The organism is Viridibacillus sp. d25.2 (genome assembly GCF_055456015.2).
In genome coordinates this window covers 4,176,996-4,198,874 of sequence record NZ_CM196652.1, presented here as the reverse complement: position 1 = coordinate 4,198,874, position 21,879 = coordinate 4,176,996, and the positions used below count along the sequence as shown (strand labels likewise).

Here is a 21,879-nt window from a genome sequence, read left to right as displayed (position 1 = left end):
ATCGTGCCTGTCACCTTATATATCGAATCTGCATTTGTTACAATAATGATAGGAATTTTGAATTGGAGGTAACATCTATGAAGATTTTACTTGTAGACGGTACAATTATCGGGAGAAAAACGGGTGCAATTTTAAAACAAATAGAGACATATATTAAAGAATTTGATGGTAGCCTAGAGCTTGAATTATTACATCTAGCTGACTTCGAACATCAATTTGTCGATGGTCGTCCATTTGAACAATATAATAATGATATGAAAACACTGGTGAAAAAATTTGAGGAAGCAGACGGCTATATTTTAGCTACACCTATTTTCCAAGGATCAATTCCAGGAGTATTAAAAAATACATTTGATTTTCTACATCCTAAAGCTATGCGCTACAAACCGGTTTCAATTGTAGCCAATGGTGGTACACAACAACATCACTTAGTTGTAGAAAATCAACTAAAACCAATCCTCGACTACTTCCGTGCACTCGTAACTCCAAACTACGTATACACGCATGCTAGTCACTTTGATAAAGATAACAACATTATCGATGAAAATGTTCTTGAGCGATTACAAGAATTAGTAAGAGTATTTGGGAAGTACTGCGAACTGAGTAATGATCTCCCAAAAGAACCCATCGACCAACATTAAAAGGAGTGGCTTTTGCCACTCCTTTTTAGTTTATATAAATTTTACTGCTATACTATATGCACAAACGCTTACCGTTGCATCTTTAAGCGCTGTTTTCGCCATTTCTGTATGCGATTTAATTTCCCCACCCATAGTTCCTATTAAGAGCCAAGAATATCATGTCCGATATTTTTGGATGTCACAATTACTCCCTCAATTTTCTTCTAGTAATCCCTTCAATTGTTGTAATAAGCATATAAAAATCTTCCTTCCTAAAAAAGTGATACGACCGTATCATAAAAATAGTACAAATGTATTAGAATGATCGAATGTGTTATGATTAGATTATGGAAAAGATAAATAAATTTGAAATGCAAAGAGAAAAAATCGCTCAAGCAACGTGGTTAGTTATTCGTAGGGAAGGGCTTGAAAATGCGAGTGTACGTAATGTGGCACAAGAAGCGAATATTTCTATCGGCTCTTTAAGACACTATTTTTCAACACAAAGTGATCTGCTAATTTATTCGATGGAACTTATTCAAAAAAAATTGAATGAACGAATTGAAGTGAAGCGTTTATTTGGCAAGAGTCTAACAACGGACGATATACTAGAAGTATTACGTCAGTTTTTGCCGTTAGATGCAGATAGAAAATTAGAAATGGAGGTCTGGCTATCGTTTTCATCCAAAGCATTAGCAGATGAAGCTATTCGTGCAAAATGTCAGGAGCTCTTAGAAAACTCCTATCAAATGCTGAGGACGATGCTAGAATTGCTAATTTTCTTAAAAGAAGTAAGAGAAGATTTGGATATTGATGTAGAAGTCATCCGATTATATGGATTACTTGAAGGTTTATCTTATCATTGCATTATGCTGCCAGACAAAATTACGCCTGAAATTATTAACCGTGTATTACGTGAACAATTACAAACGTTAAAATAAGGAGATAAGAATTTATATGGGAAAAAGCTTAGTTTTAGCAGAAAAACCATCTGTAGCACGTGATATCGCACGTGTATTAGGATGCACGAAAAAAGGAAATGGCTTTCTTGAGGGGCCACAATATATCGTTACTTGGGCACTCGGTCACTTAGTTACTCATGCAGATCCAGAACAGTACGATCAAAAGTTTAAAGAGTGGAAAATGGAAGATCTACCTATTTTACCGAATCCATTTAAACTCGTACCTATTCGTCAAACTACCAAGCAATACAATGCTGTGAAAGCACAATTGATGCGACAAGACGTTAATCAAATTATTATCGCGACAGATGCTGGACGTGAAGGGGAGTTAGTAGCTCGTTGGATACTAGAAAAAGCTAAATGTCGTAAACCAGTTAAACGTTTATGGATTTCATCAGTGACGGATAAAGCAATTAAAGATGGCTTCAAAAATTTAAAAGACGGTCGTTCTTATGAACATTTATATGAGGCAGCTGTTGCTCGTGCTGAAGCGGACTGGGTTGTTGGTATTAACGCTACACGTGCTTTAACGGTAAAATATAATGCGCAATTATCAACAGGTCGTGTACAAACACCTACTCTAGCAATGATTGCTGAACGTGAACAACAAATTAAAAACTTTAAGCCGAAAACGTACTATGGCTTACAAGCACATACAAACGATACAAAATTCACTTGGTTTGACCGTCAAAATAACCAATCACAGTCTTTCCAAAAGGATAAAATAGAACAATTACTAAAAACATTAGATACAGTTTCTGAAGGGATTATTCAAGATATTCAAACATCCCCAAAACGTCAATCTGCTCCGGCATTATTTGATTTGACTGAATTACAAAAAGAAGCACACAAACGCTGGAGTTGGTCTGCAAAAGAAACACTTTCAACGCTGCAAAATCTTTACGAGCGTCATAAGATTGTTACGTATCCGCGTACGGATTCAAAGCATTTAACGGATGATATGAAGAGCACATTAAAAGATCGTATTAAAGCATCAGCTGTTGGGGATAACCGAGCTGCAGCAAATCTTTTATTGCGTAATAATTCAGTGCAACCACAAAAAGGTGTTATTGATAATGCAAAAGTATCTGACCATCATGCTATCATCCCAACTGAAGAAGTGGCTATTCTACAAGATTTGTCTGATAAAGAACGTCGTCTATACGATTTAATCATCAAACGCTTTTTAGCTGTCTTCTTTGGTCCATTTCAATATGATCAAACAACGATAACGTTAGCTGTTGGCAATGAAGTATTTAAAGTAAAAGGTCGCACAATTCGTGATGAAGGCTGGAAACGTGTTTATCAACAAGATGATGATGACGACACAGATGAGCGTTCACTACCAAGCTACACTAAAGGTGATAAGATCGCTATCCGTGCCATCGCTATGACGCAAGGGGATACAAAGCCACCAGCTTATTTCAATGAAGGAACATTACTTGCAGCAATGGAAAATCCATCTCAATTTATGAGTGGCGAGTCGAAGGACTTAATTAAAACATTAAACGAAACAGGTGGTATCGGTACCGTTGCAACCCGTGCTGATATTATTGAGAAGTTATTTAATTCATTTTTAATTGAGAAAAAAGGGAAGGACCTCCATGCTACTTCCAAAGGTCGTCAGCTATTAGAGTTAGTACCAACAGATCTAAAATCACCTGCTTTAACTGCTGAGTGGGAACAACAATTAACTAAAATTGCAAAAGGATCAGCAAAGAAAGGCGATTTCATTAACAACATGGTTAATTTTTCTAAAAAGGCTGTTAGCGATATTAAAAAGAGCGATCAAAAATTCAAGCATGATAATGTTACAGGAAAAAGATGTCCTGATTGTGGGAAATTATTACTTGAGGTAAATGGAAAACGCGGTAAAATGCTTGTTTGCCAAGATCGAAATTGCGGTCACAAGAAAAAAGTATCAATGGTGACGAATGCACGTTGTCCAGTTTGTCATAAGAAATTGGAACTTCGTGGTGAAGGAGAAGGACGCATTTTCGTTTGTTCATGTGGCCATCGTGAGAAATTGTCTGCATTTGAGAAACGTAAAAAGGAAACTGGCAATACAAAGGTTTCTAAAAAAGAAGTCCAAAAGTACATGAAAAAACAAGATGATCAACCACAAAACAATGCAATGGCAGAGGCGCTAAAGAAACTTTTAGGAACAAAAGATGAATAAATGGGTATTTTTTACCATAAAACATTGTAAATATTTGAGAATAACGACCTTTTGAATTTTCAGACAACAGTGTTAAAATTGTTTTAACTATAATGATATTAGAAAAGAGGTGATTTGCATGAAATTAGCTGCTCTCTTAAACAATGAGTATACAGACATTGAAAATCGTAAACGAGCTCTTAGGCAAAAGAATGCAGGAGATGCTTATCGTAAAACAGCACAGTATTTCCAACCAAAGTCGAATCCAGCATTGGAAGAGCTAATGGACTTGCTTACGGGTAAAAAGGAAAAACAACATCAGCCGGAAGTCCAAGCTGCTATTCGTGAGCTTCAACAAAAAGATCAGCAATTCCGTGCTAAAGCAAGGGATAACATGGAACAGGCATTACCATCAGCTGGAGAATCAGAAACTTCAAATGCGATTAGTCAGATGAATGGGCAAATGCATTTTGTATCTAGTGCCACCCGCGAAAAAACAATTGAAGTATTAGAGAGAGTTCGCCAATCAGCACTAGCACCGTCGGGACCGACGAAGCAAGATATACGCGATGCTGAAAGCGCAACTGAGATAATCCAGCAAAATCGTGATCAAATCACCGAAGTAAATCAACAAGTTACAACAGAAAATTCTACTAATCAATTTGGACAAGTAACAAATTCAACACAAATATTAGAGCAAAGGCTTAAACAGCGTCTATTCGATCGAGCAATCTCTCAGTATTCATATCATGTACAGATGGGGAAATCAGGATTTAGAGTGGAGCCTAGCTTTTATCGTATTGCTTAGGAGAAGTGAATGTTTTGGCTAAAAATGCAAAAGTACAAAAAACAAATGCAGTGCGCTTATTAGATCAAAAAAAAGTTCCATACTCACTGACAGAATATGAAATTACAGATGGTCAAGTCGATGGCATTACAGTAGCAGGTAAAATTGGACAGCCTGTTGAGAATGTTTATAAAACACTTATTTCTACAGCTGGCAAAGGAAAATTTTACGTTTTTGTCATTCCAGTAGCAGCAGAGCTCAATTTAAAGGCTGCTGCAAAGGCTGTTGGAGAAAAGAAAATAGAAATGCTACATGTTAAAGACTTATTGCCAACTACAGGATATATCAGAGGTGGCTGTTCACCTATTGGTATGAAAAAGTTGTTTCCAACCTTCATAGATGAATCTGCTAAAACGATTGATCGTATCTTTGTTAGCGCGGGGAAGATAGGTATGCAAATTTGCATTCAACCAGCAGACTTAGCAAAAGTCATCAATGCTAAATTCGCCTCTATTATATAAATCTAGGATAGTTTTATTTTAAATAGGGCCGTATTTTGTTATAATAGTTTAGTTATCATTGAAAAGCCGCTTTATGCTTCTTGCGTAGAGGGCTTTTCATTTTTCTGTAGAAAGAAGGATTTTTGTGAATAAAATTAATAGTTTACGCTGGGGATTTTTTATGATGGGGCTTATCGTCATTGCACTCGGTGTTTCATTAACAATTAAAGGACAAACCTTTGGGGTAGGCTCATGGGATGTGCTGCATATAGGTCTATTCAAAAACCTTGGTTTTTCCATTGGCAGCTGGTCGATTATTACAGGCCTTATTATTATAGGCATTACAGCAATTGGTACTCGACAATTACCGAAAATAGGTACCTTTATCAATATGCTGAGCATCGGTATATTCATTGACTTCTTCAACTGGTTATTACCTGATGTAGATCATTTAGCATTACAATTTCTTAGCTTCATTATAGGTATTGTTTTACTAGGTATAGGTGGCGGAATGTACATTTCAACAAATTTAGGTGCTGGTCCTCGTGATAGCTTAATGCTTTTAGCTGTGGACAAGCTAGGTCTAAGTATTACTAAAGCCCGTACAATTATGGAAGTGACTGTTGCAGTAGCAGGATGGTTACTTGGTGGTCCTGTTGGTCTTGGTACGGCCCTTATGGCATTCGGTCTAGGACCTATTGTGCAGTTTTCACTCTCGTACAATCGTAAGTTATTGTTGAGATGTATGGGTGAAGAACAAGTAACATTTTCAGAGTTAACTAAATAAGTAGAAAATGAGTAGACAAATTGTCTGCTCATTTTTTTATTTATCTAGAATGATGATATCACTTATCAAATACACTGATGAGGTACCGTTTTCACCAAGACCCAACAAAAAAAGTGAGTATTCTAATTTTTCTGAGTGTACAAGTGTATTTCTTGCAAGGACAGTACGTACAGTTATTTCAATGAATTTTATCTTATTATTTATAATGGTTCTTTTCAGATGTACAAATAATGATGGAAGTATGCTACAATATTTTTATCGAAAATTGAAAGGATGATATTCTTGTCAAACGTACTGAACACATTCGTAGACGACAACTTGCAACAACTGCGCGACCAAGGTTTATACAACGAAATAGATCCAGTAGAAGGCCCTAACGGTTCAGTTATTCAAGTGCGTGGCAAAAATTTGGTCAACCTATCTTCAAATAACTATCTTGGCTTAGCAACAAATGATAACTTAAAGAAAATTGCTCAAGAAGCAATCGAAAAATACGGTGTAGGTGCTGGGGCGGTCCGCACAATCAATGGAACACTAGATCTTCACGTTAAATTAGAAGCGAAACTAGCCGAATTCAAAGGTACTGAAGCGGCAATTTCATACCAATCCGGCTTTAACTGTAATATGGCGGCTATTTCTGCTGTTATGGACAAAAATGATGCTATCCTTTCTGATCAACTGAACCACGCATCTATCATTGATGGCTGTCGCCTATCAAAAGCAAAAATTATTGCGTTTAACCACTCTGACATGGATGATTTACGTGCTAAAGCAAAAGCAGCTACTGAATCGGGTTTATACAATAAAGTGATGGTTATCACTGACGGTGTATTTTCAATGGATGGAGATATCGCTAAACTTCCTGAAATCGTAGAAATTGCGAAAGAATTTGATCTTATTACATATGTAGATGATGCTCACGGATCAGGTGTTACGGGTAAAGGTAAAGGTACAGTGAAGCATTTCGGTTTAGAAAAAGAAATCGACTTTCAAATCGGTACACTGTCTAAAGCAATCGGTGTAGTAGGTGGCTACGTAGCGGGTAAGAAGAATTTAATCGATTGGTTAAAAGTACGTTCACGTCCATTTTTATTCTCAACAGCTTTACCACCAGGTGATGTTGCTGCAATTACTGCGGCAGTTCAAATGCTAATTGATTCAACGGATCTTTGTGATCAACTATGGGAAAATGGTGATTATTTAAAAGCAGGTCTGAAAAAACTTGGATTTAATATCGGAGCATCTGAAACACCGATTACACCATGTATCATAGGTTACGAAAAACTAACACAAGCATTTTCTGCTCGTCTTTTTGAAGAAGGCGTATACGCTAAATCAATCGTCTTCCCAACTGTACCAAAAGGCACTGGGCGCGTGCGTAACATGCCAACTGCCGCACATACAAAAGAAATGCTAGATGAGGCTTTAGCTACTTATGAAAAAGTAGGTAAAGAACTAGGGGTAATTTCATAATTTTTTTAAATGCTCAGCAGATTTGCTGAGCATTTTTTATTAGGCAATTTGTTTAATGTGATTTCTTAAAATAAATTTAGTTTAGAGATACGTTTCATCGCTTCATGAAGCCTGTCCTCATCAACAAGCAGGCCTACACGTACGTACCCTTCTCCGTATTCTCCAAAACCATTACCAGCAGCAACTGCTACATCAGCTTTTTCAAGTAATAAATCAGCAAATTCTTCACTTGTATAACCTCTGGGTACAGGAAGCCATGCAAAGAATGACCCCTTAGGTGCTTTCACAGCCCAGCCAATACGCTCGCAAGCAACCTTCAATGCGTTTCGGCGGCTTTCATACATAGCTACTAACTCGGTTACGCAATCTTGCGGGCTAGTAAGTGCTGCAATGCCAGCTTTTTGCACTGCAGGAAAAAGGCTGACAAATAGATGATCTTGTACTAAATTTAATGCTTCAATCAGCTTGGCGTTACCAACTGCAAAGCCAACGCGCCATCCAGCCATATTATATGTTTTTGATAAAGTATATAGCTCAACGCCAACGTCTTTAGCTCCGTCAGCTTGTAAAAAACTCACTGGTTTGTCACCATCAAAGCCAATTGCCCCATATGCAAAGTCATGCATTACGGCAATATCGTTATCTTTCGCAAAATGCACGGTTTTATCAAAAAATGATAAATTCGCAACAGCGCCAGTTGGGTTGTTTGGATAATTTAAATACATTAATTTTGCACGATCTTTTACTTCATCTGACACAGTTGTGTAATCAGGTAGAAAGTTGTTTTCAGCTAGTAGCGGCAGTGTATCGAACTTGACATCAGCCAGTGCCACGCCTGACCAATAGTCTGGATAACCAGGGTCTGGCAGTAGCATTGAATCGCCAGGGTTCATAATAGCTAAAGGTAATTCGACTACGCCAATTTTCGTGCCAAAAAGTATAGCTACTTCTGTATTCGCATCAATTTCAACACCGTATTCTCGCGCATAAAATGCAGCAATTGCTTCCTTAAATTCAGGTAAGCCACGGAATGGTGAGTATTTATGCGCTTGTGGATTAGTAACAGCATCTTGCATAGCTTTTATAATATGTGGAGGTGTTGGTTGGTCGGGATTACCTTGTCCTAAATTGATGACATCTCTACCTTCCGCCACTGCGGCACCCACCTTTTGTACTAATGTTGCGAAAAACTGCTTCGGCAATTGCTGTAATTTCGTTGAAAATTCCATCTTTGAGCTAACCCCCTTGAATTATTTTGTTCGAAAATTTGTTATCTAGAAAAACTTTTCCTAAATACTCTATACACAATAACTATTTTGTGGATAAAATAGACGTATGTATAAAATAGTCGCAATAATAAGAGAAATATTATAGCCTTTTAAAGAAAATGTCTACAGGTGGTGGAGTTATGAAAATTGCATGTATACAGTTAAATGTTGCCTTCGGGGACATTGAAAAAAATTTTTCTAACGTTGAAAAATTTATAAGAGAGGCTGCCGATAAGGGAGCAGAAATTGCAATTCTTCCTGAAATGTGGAATTCTAGCTATGCTTTAAAGAAATTAGACGAGCTAGCAGATTCAAACGGGGAACGTACGAAGGATTTTTTACAAAAGCTTTCGAAAGAACTGCAAATTCATATAGTTGGTGGCTCAGTATCAACAAAAAAAGATGGTGAATTCTATAACACGATGTACGTCTATAACAATAAAGGAGAGCTTGTTAGCGAATATGACAAAGCACATCTTTTCCGTTTAATGGACGAGCATTTGTATTTATCCGCTGGTGATAAGCAAAATAACTTTGAGTTGGGTGATATTCCAGCCGCTGGTGTTATTTGCTACGATATTCGTTTCCCAGAGTGGTTACGTCTACACGCGTTAAACGGAGCTAAAGTAATTTTTGTTTCTGCACAATGGCCAACACCGCGTATCGATCATTGGAAAACCTTATTACAAGCACGTGCAATTGAAAGCCAATGTTTTGTTATTGCAGTAAATCGAATTAGCCATAAAAAACAGAATTTCAACGGTCAGTCAATGGTTATTGAACCTTGGGGTGAAGTATTATGGACTGGTGGAGAAGATGAAGAAATGGCGATTATCGATGTTGATTTCTCTATAGTTGACGAAATTCGCCAACGAATCCCAGTGTATGATGATCGACGACCTGAATTATATAAAGATATTTCGAAATAATACAAAATTTCTAAAAAGTGTTTGACAACTAGAATATTACACAGTAATATTTAGTTCATAACTTACAAACGAATATTGAACTTTATCTAGAGAGACCGAGGGATAGGCCCTATGACGTCCGGCAACCCCCTGAAAAGGGAAGGTGCCAATTCCTACAGAATGAGTACATTCTGGAAGATAAATCGCCAATTTACATTTACGATACTTCTTTCAGAAAATTGAAAGAAGTATTTTTTAATAGAGTAAATACCAAGTAATTCTATAGAAGTTACATAATATAAACAGATTTGAGGGATGCAGTATGCTCGATATTCAGAATCTTATGAAAGTATATAAAACAAAAAAAGGTAAAGTAACGGGCGTGGAGAACGTATCACTGAAAATCAACAAAGGTGAAGTCTTCGGTATCGTAGGCTACTCTGGAGCAGGGAAAAGCTCACTTCTACGTTGTATCAATTTATTAGAGCGACCAACGAGTGGCAGTATCGTTGTAAATGGTCAAGACTTAACGAAGCTAAAAGGTGAGCAACTTCGAAAAGCTCGTTTGAAAATTGGTATGATTTTTCAACATTTTTACTTAATCAGTCAAAAAACTGTCGGGGAGAACATCGAATTTTCTTTAAAAGCAGCAGCTACACCGCCGGCACATATTAAAGCTCGTGTAAAAGAATTGCTAGAAATGGTTGGTTTAGCTGAGAAAATCGATGTCTATCCAGCACAATTAAGTGGCGGTCAAAAGCAACGTGTCGGTATCGCTCGAGCACTTGCAAATAACCCATCTATACTACTTTGTGATGAAGCAACTTCAGCACTTGATCCAAAAACGACAGTTTCCATTTTACGATTACTGAAGAAAATCAACCGTGAGCTTGATATTACAATCGTCTTGATTACTCATGAAATGGATGTTGTTAAAGAAATTTGTGATCGCATGGTTGTTATGCAAGATGGGAAAGTCATTGAAGAGGGTGCTGTCTATGACATTTTTGCAAATCCAGTTGAGCCTTTAACCCAAGAGTTTATCAGTAGTGTTGTATCATTTGAACTTCCGCCAACAATTCTTAATGGTGTCAAAGGGAAGATGGTTAAAGTGCTATTCAAAGGGGATGTCGCTGGTGAGGGAGTCATCTCAGATATGATTCAAAACTTCGATGTACACGGGAATTTCCTGCACGGTACTATTGAGTATATTCAAGAAAAACCGCTTGGCATTTTCCTAATGGAGCTACAAGGTCATCCGGATAATGTGAAGAGAGCCATTTCTTATTTGGAAGGGCGCGGTGCGCTTGTGGAGGTGATTAACGATGTTATTTGATTTCGAACATTTCCTTAGCATGCTTCCAGATATATGGAAAGCATTTGGTGAAACATTACTCATGGTTGGTATTTCACTTAGCATTTCGCTAATCATCGGGTTACCATTAGGTATTATTTTATTTGTTACAAGCAAAGGTTTATCTTTACGAAACCGTTTTTTAAATGGCATTCTAGGATTTATCGTCAATCTTGTTCGTTCCATTCCTTATATCATTCTATTAGTAGCGTTGTTCCCACTAACCAAAATATTAGTTGGGGATACTATTGGGCCAGTAGCTGCGAGTGTTTCATTATCTGTAGCAGCAATCCCATTTTTCGCGAGACTTGTTGAAACGTCTATGCGTGAAATTGATAAAGGTGTCATCGAAGCATCAATTGCAGTCGGTGCAACACCGTGGATGATTGTAAAAGACGTGTTATTACCTGAAGCGAAATCAGGTATTATTCAAGGCATTACAATGACGGTTATTAGTTTAGTCGCATACTCTGCGATGGCCGGTATTATCGGCGGTGGTGGGATTGGTGACTTAGCAATTCGCTTTGGTTATTACCGCTATGACAACACAATCATGATTGCGACAGTTGTCATTTTAATAGTTATCGTCCAAATTATCCAACTTGCAGGCGATGCCATTTCAAAAGCAATCGATAAACGATAAAGGGGAGATTTCAAAATGAAAAAGTTTTTACTAGCAGCGTTATTATTCGTATTAGCAACAGCTTTAGTTGCATGTGGTAACAAGGATGAAAGTAAAGAAAAAGATTCAAAAGAGATTAAAATTGGCGCAACTGCAGGTCCTTATAGCGACATGTTGAACAAAGTTATCATCCCGCAATTAGAGAAAAAAGGCTATAAAGTAAAACCTGTTGAATTCAGTGACTATGTACAACCAAATAAAGCATTAGATTCCGGTGACATTGATGCAAACCTTTTCCAACACTCAATTTATCTTGAAAACTTTAATGAACAAAACAATATGAAACTAGTTGGCCTAATAAACGTGCCAACTGCACCGATGGGCTTCTTTGCAAAAGATTTTAAATCAATTGATGATATTAAAGACGGCGCAAAAGTAGCAATTGCTAACGATCCATCCAATGCAGCACGTACATTACTATCATTACAAGAACAAGGACTTATCAAAATTGATCCTAATATTGAAGAACTAAAAGCATCTGAAAAAGATGTTGTGGAAAATCCTAAAAACTTAGTATTCCAACCAATCGAAGCAGCAGGGCTACCACGCGCAATCGAAAGTGCTGACCTTGTTGGTGTCCCGGGAAACTTTGCGCTTGCAGCAGGACTTGACCTACAAGATGCACTATTCTTAGAAAACATGCCTGATAAATTCCGTAACGTTATCGCAGTTAAAGAAGAAAACAAAGACTCACAACTAGCTAAAGACATCTTAGAAATCGTTAAATCAGAAGAATTTGAAAAAAATATCGACAAAGAATTCAAAGGCTTCGGAAAACCTGACTGGATGAAATAACCCCGAGAGTCTAGCGAATCTAATTTAGCCTTACACCTCCCTTCCAAGATACTGGGAATTACAGGACTTTAAATCAGCTTTTGATCCATTAAAAGGACTGAGTAAAAATTACCACTTCTAAAAAAGAACATTTGTGCGTATAATATATACAAACAAATGTTCTTTTTTCGTTGTGGAGGGAGAGTGAAAACAATGAAAGATCAGTTAATAAAAGCGATGCAACACAATCAGTTAGTAAATATGATGTACACTTCAAAGTCTGGAGTCATCACGAAAAGGTTTATCAAAATAATTAAGATAGCCAATAGCGTACTTTTGTTCTCGATAATATTCTTGTTATTGTTCCAGTTCCAGTTGTCTATAAAGAGCGAGGGATTATTTAATGTATGAAAACCTGCCTGAACGTTCCATTATATGTATTGATATGAAGTGTTTTTACGCCAGTATCGTAGCGATGTTACATGGATTAGATGTTATGACAACACCAATAGCGGTTATTGGTAACTTTGAACAACCAGGTAGTGTCGTACTAGCTGCTAGTCCAGCCATGAAAGAACGATTCCGAATCAAAACAGGGAATCGTCGTTATGAAATACCTAAGCATCCTGACATTAGATTGTTTGAGCCGAAAATGAGTTTCTTTATTCAAATATCGATGACGATTACAAAATTAATCTCTAATTACGTCCCGGTTGATGCTATACATGTGTATAGTATAGACGAAAGTTTTGTTGATTTAACTGGCACTGAAAAGCTTTGGGGTTCACCTGAAGAAACGGCTAAGGAAATACAAAGGGCTATTCTTGACCAATTTAATATACCTAGTGCAGTAGGTATGGGACCAAATATGTTAATAGCCAAATTAGCTTTAGACCTTGAAGCAAAGAAAACAGGCTTTGCTAAATGGACGTATGAAGATATTCCAAAGAAATTATGGCCAGTTCGCCCCCTTTCTGAAATGTGGGGAATTGGTAAACAGATGGAAGTGAATCTAAATGCTATGGGGATACAAACAGTCGGTGGTTTGGCTAATTCAGATCTAAAAGAATTAGAAAAGCGCTTTGGTGTAATGGGCAATCAACTCTATTACCATGCATGGGGAATCGATTTATCCACATTAGGGGAGCCGTTATTAACAAACGGAACTTTAAGTTTTGGTAAGGGCCAAATGCTGATGAGGGATTACCACACACGAAAAGAAATCTCTGTAGTGCTTCTTGAAATGTGTGAGGACGTAATGAAGCGAACACGGGATGCAGGCTATGTTGGCCGTACAATTAGTATTGGTCTTTCTTATAGTCGAAACGCTATGACCAAAGGATTCCATCGATCTAAAACGATTGCAGTACCAACAAGCGAAACACTTGTGATGTATAAAACTTGTATTGAATTGCTGGATAAACATTTTGCAGGTGAACCAGCTCGGCAGTTATCTGTCCGAATATCCAACTTAGAGAGAGAGCATAGCATTCAATTGGATTTATTTGATGAACGTAAGCCACAGCGTCAAATAATCGGTCCTACAATGGATGCAATACGCAACAAGTTTGGAGCTACCTCAATATTAAGAGCAGTTTCTTTCACAAAAGCTGGTACAGCTATTAATCGAGATCGCTTAGTTGGTGGTCATTTGGCATAGGAGTGATTTATTAATGATACAAGACAGAGGTAATATTAAATGGGCATCGATGATGTTGCCGGAGCATTTGGAGCTTCTTAGAGAGTACAAACAAGAGCGCACAGAACAGCCAAGAGAATTGGCTGAATGGGAACTGGAAGAACTACAGAAAACAATCGATCAAGCTTTTAATCAACAATTGGACATAAAATTAGAAGTGTGGAAGGACTACAAAATCACACAATGGACTGGAATAATTAAATCGATTAATACTAATGAACTCATACTTGAAACACTACTTAAAACGAAAAGTATTTCAATCCAAAGTATTCAATCAGCTCAACTGGATGCTGATTATTATGATTAAAGCCGACGAAAGACAGTTACTTCATAATTATCTTTTGTTGGAATTAGCACTTAAATCATTGCAGGTTGACTATCGTAAATTAGAGCAGTTTAAAATGAAAACGGTATTTCTTCCAATGATGGAATCATTGCTAAAGGATCTAAGACAAGAATATTTTAACCTCAAACGAGAACTTGCACAAAAACGTATACGAGTAGTAGGTTGGCAACTAGTAGATGAATACTTTAGTGACGTGCGAGTTGCCACTGCAGGTAATGATGTAGTACTTCGTTATGCAAATCAAGCTCTTAAATCACAAGTGGAAAAGTTGTTGATTAATCATATAAGACGATAAATAAAAAGAATCCATTTTGAAAAAAAGATTAATCAAAATGGATTCTTATACAGCAGATTTAAATATTGGTTTTATAAAAAAGTTTGATCATTTTCTATCTGTGTTCCTTCACAATCGCGCCGATTGTTGAATAGTAGAAAAGAGAAAAGCTGCAAAAATAACATCTTAGTTATTGTGCTAAAGCCCCTGTTAGTTAAAGTGAAATGCTTAACAATGTTTTTTCATGGATATCCACTTCAAACTTTTATCGCCTCTTCGGAATCGTCATTTCTTCCCATGAATAACCTGGTATAGTAGCAATCCATAACGTATCTCCCTTGATATCCACATCCAAAACGACTAAATCAACCGCATCAAACACTTTTTCAGGTTTTCTTTCGTCTTTCGTGTTGATGGAATAAATAGCTTCACCACTATATGTGTATCCGAGTAATTTCTCTCCTTTTTTTATGAATTTAACTACCTCTTCATCAACTTTAATTTTTCTCCAATTTCCCTCTTGAAGATCTCGGGTCCAAATTCCACTTTGAGTTGTAATAAAAAGCCTATTATTAATCACTATCATATCATTAGGTTTATCATTACGATTCGGCATAGTTATCTCTTTCCAACCATCATTTGTCTTTAGCAAAACCTTCCTTTCTTCTGTTAATCCTACCAAATCACCATTATTCGAGATTTGAATCACAAAAAATGGTTGAGGTACAATGGCTTGTTTCCAACGCTCCCCTTGATTGTTCGTGTAGTAAATCTTTCCATTTGATATCACGGCTATATGGTTGTTGATCGAATAATCAATGCGCTCAATCTTGTGGTCTAATGAAAGGATTTTTGTTCCTTTACTTTTTGATGTAATGCCTGCCCATAATTCTTTTTCGGTTGCTACGAATAATTGATCATTCTTATTAAACCACGCGTGTGTTACATAATTATTAGTTTGGAGTTCTGTCCATGATTCTCCATTGTTATGGCTAAGTTCAATAAAAGGTTGCTTGGTTGTACTAAATTGTGTTGGCTTTTTGTCCCCCCATACCACTAAATTGTTTTTTCCAACGACAACCCCCGTAATCGCCATCCCTTTTTTTGTTACGTTATCGGTGTCAATACGTTTGGATATTAATCCTCCGCCGTATGGTAATTTATGAACGGCACTGACTATATCTCCGTTTTTGGCATTGAATGAAATTCGAGTAAAACGGTTATCTAGATCATTTCCAACCACTGTTAGAATGGATTTGCCATCGATACTATCAAGTGTAAAATGATATCCTGTTGCCCAATTTTTTCCTTGTTTCAGTCCGTATTTATCCTTTGCCAGTTGAAGAACATCAGAGCTATCCAACTTAATCTCATCGTATGGTATTGTTGGATTCTGAGATTGTTTACTCGGTCTAAACAAGGTGATTTTCTTTTCTGAGATACCAATTAGTACATAATCATCTGTACCTGGAACCACAAAGGTCATAAACCAATTAAAGCGTTTTCCTGTTTCTCCTCTCGAACCTCCCATCTTTTCATCCACACTGTTTACGCTTGTAAGTTTTGCGTTTACATTCCATTCTTTTGCTCTCTGGAAACCAATGTTAATCGCTTCTTTTAGCGTAATTTCACCATCTGAAACGATTACTTCACGACCAGCTGCACTTGTATCGGAAAACAGTATCCCTGTTGGAAATAAAACAAATATCAAAACGTATAAAGTTAAAATAAAGTTAATTGGCTTGTTTTTCATGTTTTTCCACCTAATTTTAATAGTTAAGGTAGTTTGCCCAATTTAATTGATATTAGTAATAAATTGTTCTTGAAATGATATTGCTAAGCCTAAATCTCTAATAAGCGACTACGAATAACTTAATTCGAAGTTAAAAAAACTAAATTAAAGAAGAGGTGGTTTATAAAGGGATGGAACGAACAAGCTGGAACAGATGAATTTTCCAACGATACCCCTCGATAACGGTTTAGATTTGAAAAAGTAAACCCCGACTTTATAATCGGGATTTACTTTTTAGGACTGATTGTTACAAGATAATTTAACCCTTAGCGTTTTTTTTCACCGGCTTATTAGTATTTGATTTCTGTTGCTTTCTACGTTCAGCTTCTCTCTTACGAAACTTCTGTCATGAGTTTTTATTTTTTATCAGTCACAGTGACAATTACTTTAGATGTTAATTCAGACTCTATTGAACTAATGGGGTGCATTAGCAAAAGATTATTGAGTTGCATATACGGTTCTTTTTTTCAACTAAAGGGGGGAGGTTAGTGCAATAAGAAGGAAATTAGGTATTGAAGTAGAATTAGTTAATATAGAAGGGTCAAATTAAACAGGTGGTGGAGATATGAAAGCACTATTAGTAATTGATGTACAAAATGCAATTGTGGAATTTAAAGATTTTCAGCAAGAACTGAACAATATTGAAAGTATTATTCGAGACTTTAAAGAAAATGAAGAACCTGTAATATTTATAAGAAATATAGATAATGAAGAAACAAGCCCTTTTAATAAAGAATCGCCAAGCTCAGAATTGCATCATTTTTTAAAAGGATATGCAGATATTGTAATTGAAAAGAAGACACCAAGTGCTTTTTTTCAGACAGAACTAAGTGATAAGTTAGAGAAACTGGGTGTGGACCATCTTTTTATAACAGGATTTAACACTGAGTTTTGTTGCCAGTTTACGGCAATAGCAGCCTATGACAGGGGGTATCAAGTCACATTTATTGAAGATGCTACAGGAACTGTTAATGACGAAGCTACATATGAAATGAAAGGGTTGGATGTAAGAGATTTCGTAGGGACAGTTTTGCATTGGTCTAATACTATTGAAGTACTGAATCAAGAAGAATATGTTGAAGAGTATAAATCAAGCAAGGTTTAAATAATTTATACTTGAAGATTAAAGTAAACTAATATATATAATATTCCACTAAATCAGCTAATAGCTGCTAATTTCCTTATTGCATTAATGAGGTGCTTTAGTTCAATAATATCAAGTAGTTTACTTTCTATTAAAGTAAAAACCACCAATTACATAGGTGATTTTATAGTTTGTAGAATAACTATGTTGATCATCATCCTGACTTAACCGTTTTTATGAAGATAAGATGGATTATGACAAAGTAAGTTACGTGTTTAAAACACCTTTAAAGAGGAATGAAGCCTTTTTCTTATTGAACTAACGATGCAGTTTAGTTCAATAAGATTTTATAAAAAGGAATAAAAGAAGTTCTGTCGAAATTATAATAAACCATTTTTTTATAGAGATTAATGTTTGTCAATTGTAACATTTTCAATAGAAAGAGTCCGAAAGGGGGTATTGCTAAATGAATAATAACTTTATTGAAACCATTCAATCGTTTTATTCTGACCTTTCCATTGAAGACTTTTATCCTAATGAAATTGGACAGAATAATGATGTGTTAATTGTAAACAAAACTATGGTTTTTAGATTTCCAAAATATGAAAATGGGATAATTCAATTAAGAAGAGAGACGGAAATTTTGAAATACATTAAAGGTATCGTCTCCACTCCTATTCCGAATCCAATTTATCAGTCTTTTGAAGAGTTAGAACCAGGTAAGGTCTTCACTGGTTATAACCTAATAGAGGGTGTTCCTTTGTGGAAGGAAAGTATAACAGGTGTTAAGAGTGTTGAATTGGTTAAAGGGTTGGCAAAACAACTTGTTTCTTTTCTTGTAGAAATCCATTCTATTTCAGAAGAAAAAGCAATTCGAGATTTGAATCTAAAGGCTCGTAATCCACATGAAGAGATGTATAACCTGTATGATAAGATTCAAAATAAATTATTTCCTTTTATCAGAAAAGACGCTCAAAAGGAAATATCGCAATCTTTTGAAACGTTCCTAAAAGGGGAAGCACTCTCAAATTTAGCTATTACACTTATACACGGGGATTTCGGAGCATCTAACATCTTATGGAATCCAGAAACTAGTATGATTTCAGGGATAATAGATTTTGGTGGTTCTGGTTTAGGTGATCCCGCGTATGACTTTGCTGGAATACTCACCAGCTATGGTGAAGATTTTTTTGATATATGTATTAACCAATATCCTAACGGTAATGAAATATCTGAACGAGTTAAATTTTATAAAAGTACATTTGCATTACAAGAAGCTTTGCACGGGATTGAGCATGACGATAGAGAGGCTTTTGAAAGTGGAATTAAAGATTATAGATAGATTGCTTGTTTAACTAAACCAGCTAATAGAATGTCAAGAAAAACATTGATAATCAAAAAACACTTCATGTTATACTAAAAATGCGCAAGACAAATAACCCTCCTCATTCAGTGTGGAAGGTTTTTGTTTTATTTGAAAATGCTGTTATTAAATAGTTTCTTGGAATGGTGCTTCCGTTCTACCCCGGCTACTATCAATCTATAAATTGAATAAAAAATAGTCAACCAGATTCTCTGGCTGACCTTATAATACGAAACCAGCCAATAGTTTGTCAATATTTATTAATGAAAACTAAAAATAGTTCATGCTATACTAAATTTGTGTATACCAAATAACCTTTCAAATCTCTTTATTTGGAAAAGTTTAGGCTCTTTGTTTATATTTCTTAACTAGACCAGGTCTTGGAACTCTGATTTGCTTTTTAAAAGTGCATAAATCCAGTGTAAAAGTTTATTTGCACATGCTATCACAGCTACCTTAAAGGGCTTTCCTTCTTCACGTTTCTTATCATAAAACTCTCGTAACCTCTTATTTCGAGGAATGAGTTCATCTGTCGTTTTCTTTTTGCGACAATCACGAATGGCACATTTAACGGCCGTATATAGGGCGTGTCGTAGTCTACTAGAACCTCTTTTGGTAATCCGATTCAAAGTACCTTTGAATGTACCAGATTCAAAAACACTTGGATCAATTCCTGCAAATGCAACTAGTTTTTTAGGGTGATTAAACCGATCAATTTCCCCGATTTCAGAAATAATCGTTGCCGCGATTTTCTCACCGATTCCGGGGATGGATTGTAGAATCTTATATTCTTCAATACTTTTTGCTAAAGCATCTATCTCTTCCTCAAGATTGGATAGATGTTTTTTGTATTCAAGAAGCATTTTAATATACATATCCATGCTTAAGGTAAGACTATTGTATAAGGTTTTCTGGAATGGGTTGCGATCTGCGGCAGCTTTCAATTTTACTGATTGATTGTTTGCCCATTGTTGCGAACGGCTTTTACATAATTCTTTTATTTTTTTTGCGATTGTTTCTTCACTAGTTGCCAATACTTCCGCTGAAGTAGGAAATGTTTGTAATGAAAGTAAGGAAACATCTGAATATAAATCTCCAAAAACCCCACAGTACTCAGGAAATACTTGATCTAAAACGGATTGGAATTGTAGTTTAGTTTGTACGTACATACCAGTAATATTTTCATGTTGTCTTGTAAGGGTACGTAAATTTAAGAGCTGGATTCCTCGTTGTTTATATGGCTCTAGGTCCTCTTTATAAAACATCTCGCAGAGATGACGAGCGTCAATGATATCAGTCTTTACTTTACGTAAACTTGAGCTCTTTGCTCGATACGAAATGAGTGGATTTACCATGATTAATAAATAGCTTCTGTCTTCGAAATATTGGACAACTGGTGTATGATAATGGCCTGTAGATTCCAAAACAATAGGTGGTCTTTCTCCAGATACTTCTTCTATTTCTCTAATAAACTCTAAAAGTGTTGTCAGCCCTTCAAGTGTATGTGCTACTTTAAAGCTCTTTTTGTACGGTTGCTTTTTATCCAAGAATCCTTGAACCTGACTTTCACCTTTTGCCACATCCAAACCAATTACTGGATTCATCATTTTTCTCCTCCTTTGCATTCAATTAACCGGTAACCCCTATACCTCCATGTAGTATCATAGCTTCGCTTGTTATACGAGATCAGAGTCCCAACCAGCCTCAATCATGTTTCTACAAGTAGGGGGCGAACTGTTTAGTTGACGGGATCATTAGCCCCACGGGTGCTTACGTTCTACCCCGGCTACCGCTATCATATATCGATATAAAAAATGGTCAACCAGAAATATCTGGCTGACCTTATAATACGAACGGGTGCTTTACTTGAAGATCATTGAGTTGCATATGCAGCTCTTTTTTTCTTGTTGAACTAACGGGGCAGGTTAGTTCAATAAGAAATGATATAATAACACCAAATAAAAGCATTTAAAAGGTGGCTATTCAAATGGAAAATTGGATTGAATTATCCGTATTAGAGGATGGAGAGGTATGGGATAGAATATATGATGAACTTAATTTTGAACCCAGCATATCAAACTTCCCATCTTTTGAAGTTCCAAATCCATTTATCACATATGATGTATCCTCCTATTTAAATTGGTCCGGAGATTTTGATACTTATGATGAGATTTATAATGATCTAGAAGAAAAATCATTGCTTGTTTTTCAGGAACTCACACAGAAGAATGAATATATGTATGCGGTAGATTGGCAGCATACAGGTTATTGGATAAACACTCGTTTGGAGTTTCCAAAAAGCGAGTTTGATGAATGGACGGTACCTATTTTTCCAAACGGTGATTATTACTTTTTTATTCAAAAAAATTTTGAATGGGGACTATTAGGACACCCTTGGGAAGAGACTATCACTATTTTTGGAAAAGAATTGATAAAATGTTTTGAAAAACATCAACCAAGAATGTTTCAAAAGATATTACGTCAGGGATAATTTAAACCTTGTTGAACTAACGGGGCAGAATAATTAAACAAAGATTGAGACCTGGGGGAGTATTATGCCAAACCATATATTTATTGCAACAAAGTAAACTGTATAATTTAAATAAATATTGAGTTATTGGGAGTTAGACGATGAAAAATATAAAAATTAAAAAAAGGCAAAACGTCTTTTTTAAAGAACCCCTATTGGAACTCTTATTTGAAGTGGCTTGGAACATCTTAATGTTTATACCAAGAATAATGATTCGCTTAATAATGAAAATTTGGGAGTTATAAATAAAGGATCGCTCTTTTTTATTGTGTTAACAGGTGCTTTAGTAGAAAATCTATGAGCTGTTCAGACAACTCTTTTTTCTTCTTGGCTCTGTTAAATTTCAATGTTGTTTTTTTAAAATAATTAGGGGAACCTGATTTGTTGAGGTTCCCCATTCTTCTTGCCTTGATATAAGAATAATTAATAATTTCCCTTTAGAGGGCGAAAAAATGAAATGATTTTTAAAAAGAATGGGAATAAGTAAAAACAAATCATGAAGTGTTGAAGTGAATTTT

General features: G+C 36.0%; 20 protein-coding genes and 1 riboswitch. Of the genes, 17 read left to right on the top strand and 3 right to left on the bottom strand.

What is annotated here, in order from left to right; genetic code table 11:
• The first annotated feature begins 77 nt into the window (after window positions 1-77).
• From ACZLO7_RS20570 to ACZLO7_RS20540, 7 genes are all read left to right on the top strand, one after another.
• Window positions 78-641, top strand: coding sequence for an NADPH-dependent FMN reductase (locus tag ACZLO7_RS20570; protein ID WP_464937913.1), 564 nt, complete (start codon window positions 78-80; stop codon window positions 639-641).
• Between the two features lie 326 nt (window positions 642-967).
• Complete coding sequence (locus ACZLO7_RS20565; RefSeq protein ID WP_464937914.1) at window positions 968-1,561, top strand: TetR/AcrR family transcriptional regulator; 594 nt, start codon at window positions 968-970, stop codon at window positions 1,559-1,561.
• Window positions 1,562-1,577: 16 nt separating this feature from the next.
• A complete protein-coding gene (locus tag ACZLO7_RS20560) occupies window positions 1,578-3,761 on the top strand; it encodes a DNA topoisomerase III (protein WP_464937915.1) in 2,184 nt (727 codons plus the stop codon).
• Between the two features lie 118 nt (window positions 3,762-3,879).
• The gene (locus tag ACZLO7_RS20555; protein ID WP_464937916.1) at window positions 3,880-4,548 is read left to right on the top strand and encodes a hypothetical protein; all 669 of its coding nucleotides are present in this window, start codon (window positions 3,880-3,882) and stop codon (window positions 4,546-4,548) included.
• A 14-nt stretch (window positions 4,549-4,562) separates the two neighbouring features.
• Window positions 4,563-5,048, top strand: coding sequence for a Cys-tRNA(Pro) deacylase (gene ybaK, locus ACZLO7_RS20550; protein ID WP_464937917.1), 486 nt, complete (start codon window positions 4,563-4,565; stop codon window positions 5,046-5,048).
• 124 nt (window positions 5,049-5,172) lie between these two features.
• The gene (locus ACZLO7_RS20545; RefSeq protein WP_464937918.1) at window positions 5,173-5,814 is read left to right on the top strand and encodes a YczE/YyaS/YitT family protein; all 642 of its coding nucleotides are present in this window, start codon (window positions 5,173-5,175) and stop codon (window positions 5,812-5,814) included.
• A 273-nt stretch (window positions 5,815-6,087) separates the two neighbouring features.
• Entirely contained in the window at window positions 6,088-7,287 is a 1,200-nt protein-coding gene (locus tag ACZLO7_RS20540; RefSeq protein WP_464937919.1) for a glycine C-acetyltransferase, read from the top strand.
• 65 nt (window positions 7,288-7,352) lie between these two features.
• Here ACZLO7_RS20540 and ACZLO7_RS20535 read toward each other — a convergent pair whose 3' ends face one another.
• Window positions 7,353-8,516, bottom strand: a complete 1,164-nt coding sequence (locus ACZLO7_RS20535; RefSeq protein WP_464937920.1) for a pyridoxal phosphate-dependent aminotransferase — start codon at window positions 8,514-8,516, stop codon at window positions 7,353-7,355.
• 179 nt (window positions 8,517-8,695) lie between these two features.
• Here ACZLO7_RS20535 and ACZLO7_RS20530 point away from each other — a divergent pair, with 179 nt between their 5' ends.
• From ACZLO7_RS20530 to ACZLO7_RS20500, 7 genes are all read left to right on the top strand, one after another.
• A complete protein-coding gene (locus ACZLO7_RS20530) occupies window positions 8,696-9,484 on the top strand; it encodes a carbon-nitrogen family hydrolase (protein ID WP_464937921.1) in 789 nt (262 codons plus the stop codon).
• A gap of 79 nt (window positions 9,485-9,563) precedes the next feature.
• A riboswitch (SAM riboswitch) is annotated at window positions 9,564-9,668 on the top strand.
• Window positions 9,669-9,785: 117 nt separating this feature from the next.
• On the top strand, window positions 9,786-10,799 hold the full coding sequence (locus ACZLO7_RS20525) for a methionine ABC transporter ATP-binding protein (protein WP_464937922.1): 1,014 nt from the start codon (window positions 9,786-9,788) through the stop codon (window positions 10,797-10,799).
• Window positions 10,789-11,460 carry a methionine ABC transporter permease gene (locus ACZLO7_RS20520; RefSeq protein WP_464937923.1) on the top strand — a complete coding sequence of 224 codons (672 nt, stop codon included), beginning with the start codon at window positions 10,789-10,791 and terminating at the stop codon, window positions 11,458-11,460. The genes ACZLO7_RS20525 and ACZLO7_RS20520 overlap by 11 nt, the downstream gene beginning before the upstream one ends.
• Window positions 11,461-11,475: 15 nt before the next feature.
• Window positions 11,476-12,294 carry a MetQ/NlpA family ABC transporter substrate-binding protein gene (locus ACZLO7_RS20515; RefSeq protein WP_464937924.1) on the top strand — a complete coding sequence of 273 codons (819 nt, stop codon included), beginning with the start codon at window positions 11,476-11,478 and terminating at the stop codon, window positions 12,292-12,294.
• Between the two features lie 382 nt (window positions 12,295-12,676).
• Window positions 12,677-13,933, top strand: coding sequence for a Y-family DNA polymerase (locus tag ACZLO7_RS20510; protein WP_464937925.1), 1,257 nt, complete (start codon window positions 12,677-12,679; stop codon window positions 13,931-13,933).
• 13 nt (window positions 13,934-13,946) lie between these two features.
• Window positions 13,947-14,279: a YolD-like family protein gene (locus ACZLO7_RS20505; protein ID WP_464937926.1), complete on the top strand. Its 333-nt coding sequence runs from the start codon at window positions 13,947-13,949 to the stop codon at window positions 14,277-14,279.
• Window positions 14,272-14,613 carry a YhjD family protein gene (locus ACZLO7_RS20500; RefSeq protein WP_464937927.1) on the top strand — a complete coding sequence of 114 codons (342 nt, stop codon included), beginning with the start codon at window positions 14,272-14,274 and terminating at the stop codon, window positions 14,611-14,613. The genes ACZLO7_RS20505 and ACZLO7_RS20500 overlap by 8 nt, the downstream gene beginning before the upstream one ends.
• A 244-nt stretch (window positions 14,614-14,857) precedes the next feature.
• Here ACZLO7_RS20500 and ACZLO7_RS20495 read toward each other — a convergent pair whose 3' ends face one another.
• Window positions 14,858-16,345 (bottom strand): WD40/YVTN/BNR-like repeat-containing protein, encoded by a 1,488-nt coding sequence (locus ACZLO7_RS20495; RefSeq protein ID WP_464937928.1) that lies wholly within the window; start codon window positions 16,343-16,345, stop codon window positions 14,858-14,860.
• Between the two features lie 604 nt (window positions 16,346-16,949).
• On the opposite strand from ACZLO7_RS20495, the gene ACZLO7_RS20490 reads away from it, so the two are divergent.
• Entirely contained in the window at window positions 16,950-17,489 is a 540-nt protein-coding gene (locus ACZLO7_RS20490; RefSeq protein ID WP_464937929.1) for a cysteine hydrolase family protein, read from the top strand.
• A gap of 445 nt (window positions 17,490-17,934) precedes the next feature.
• The gene (locus tag ACZLO7_RS20485; RefSeq protein ID WP_464937930.1) at window positions 17,935-18,810 is read left to right on the top strand and encodes a phosphotransferase family protein; all 876 of its coding nucleotides are present in this window, start codon (window positions 17,935-17,937) and stop codon (window positions 18,808-18,810) included.
• 389 nt (window positions 18,811-19,199) lie between these two features.
• Here ACZLO7_RS20485 and ACZLO7_RS20480 read toward each other — a convergent pair whose 3' ends face one another.
• Entirely contained in the window at window positions 19,200-20,435 is a 1,236-nt protein-coding gene (locus ACZLO7_RS20480) for an IS110 family RNA-guided transposase (RefSeq protein WP_464938066.1), read from the bottom strand.
• Window positions 20,436-20,818: 383 nt separating this feature from the next.
• On the opposite strand from ACZLO7_RS20480, the gene ACZLO7_RS20475 reads away from it, so the two are divergent.
• A complete protein-coding gene (locus tag ACZLO7_RS20475) occupies window positions 20,819-21,322 on the top strand; it encodes a DUF2716 domain-containing protein (protein ID WP_464937931.1) in 504 nt (167 codons plus the stop codon).
• Window positions 21,323-21,879: the final 557 nt, after the last annotated feature.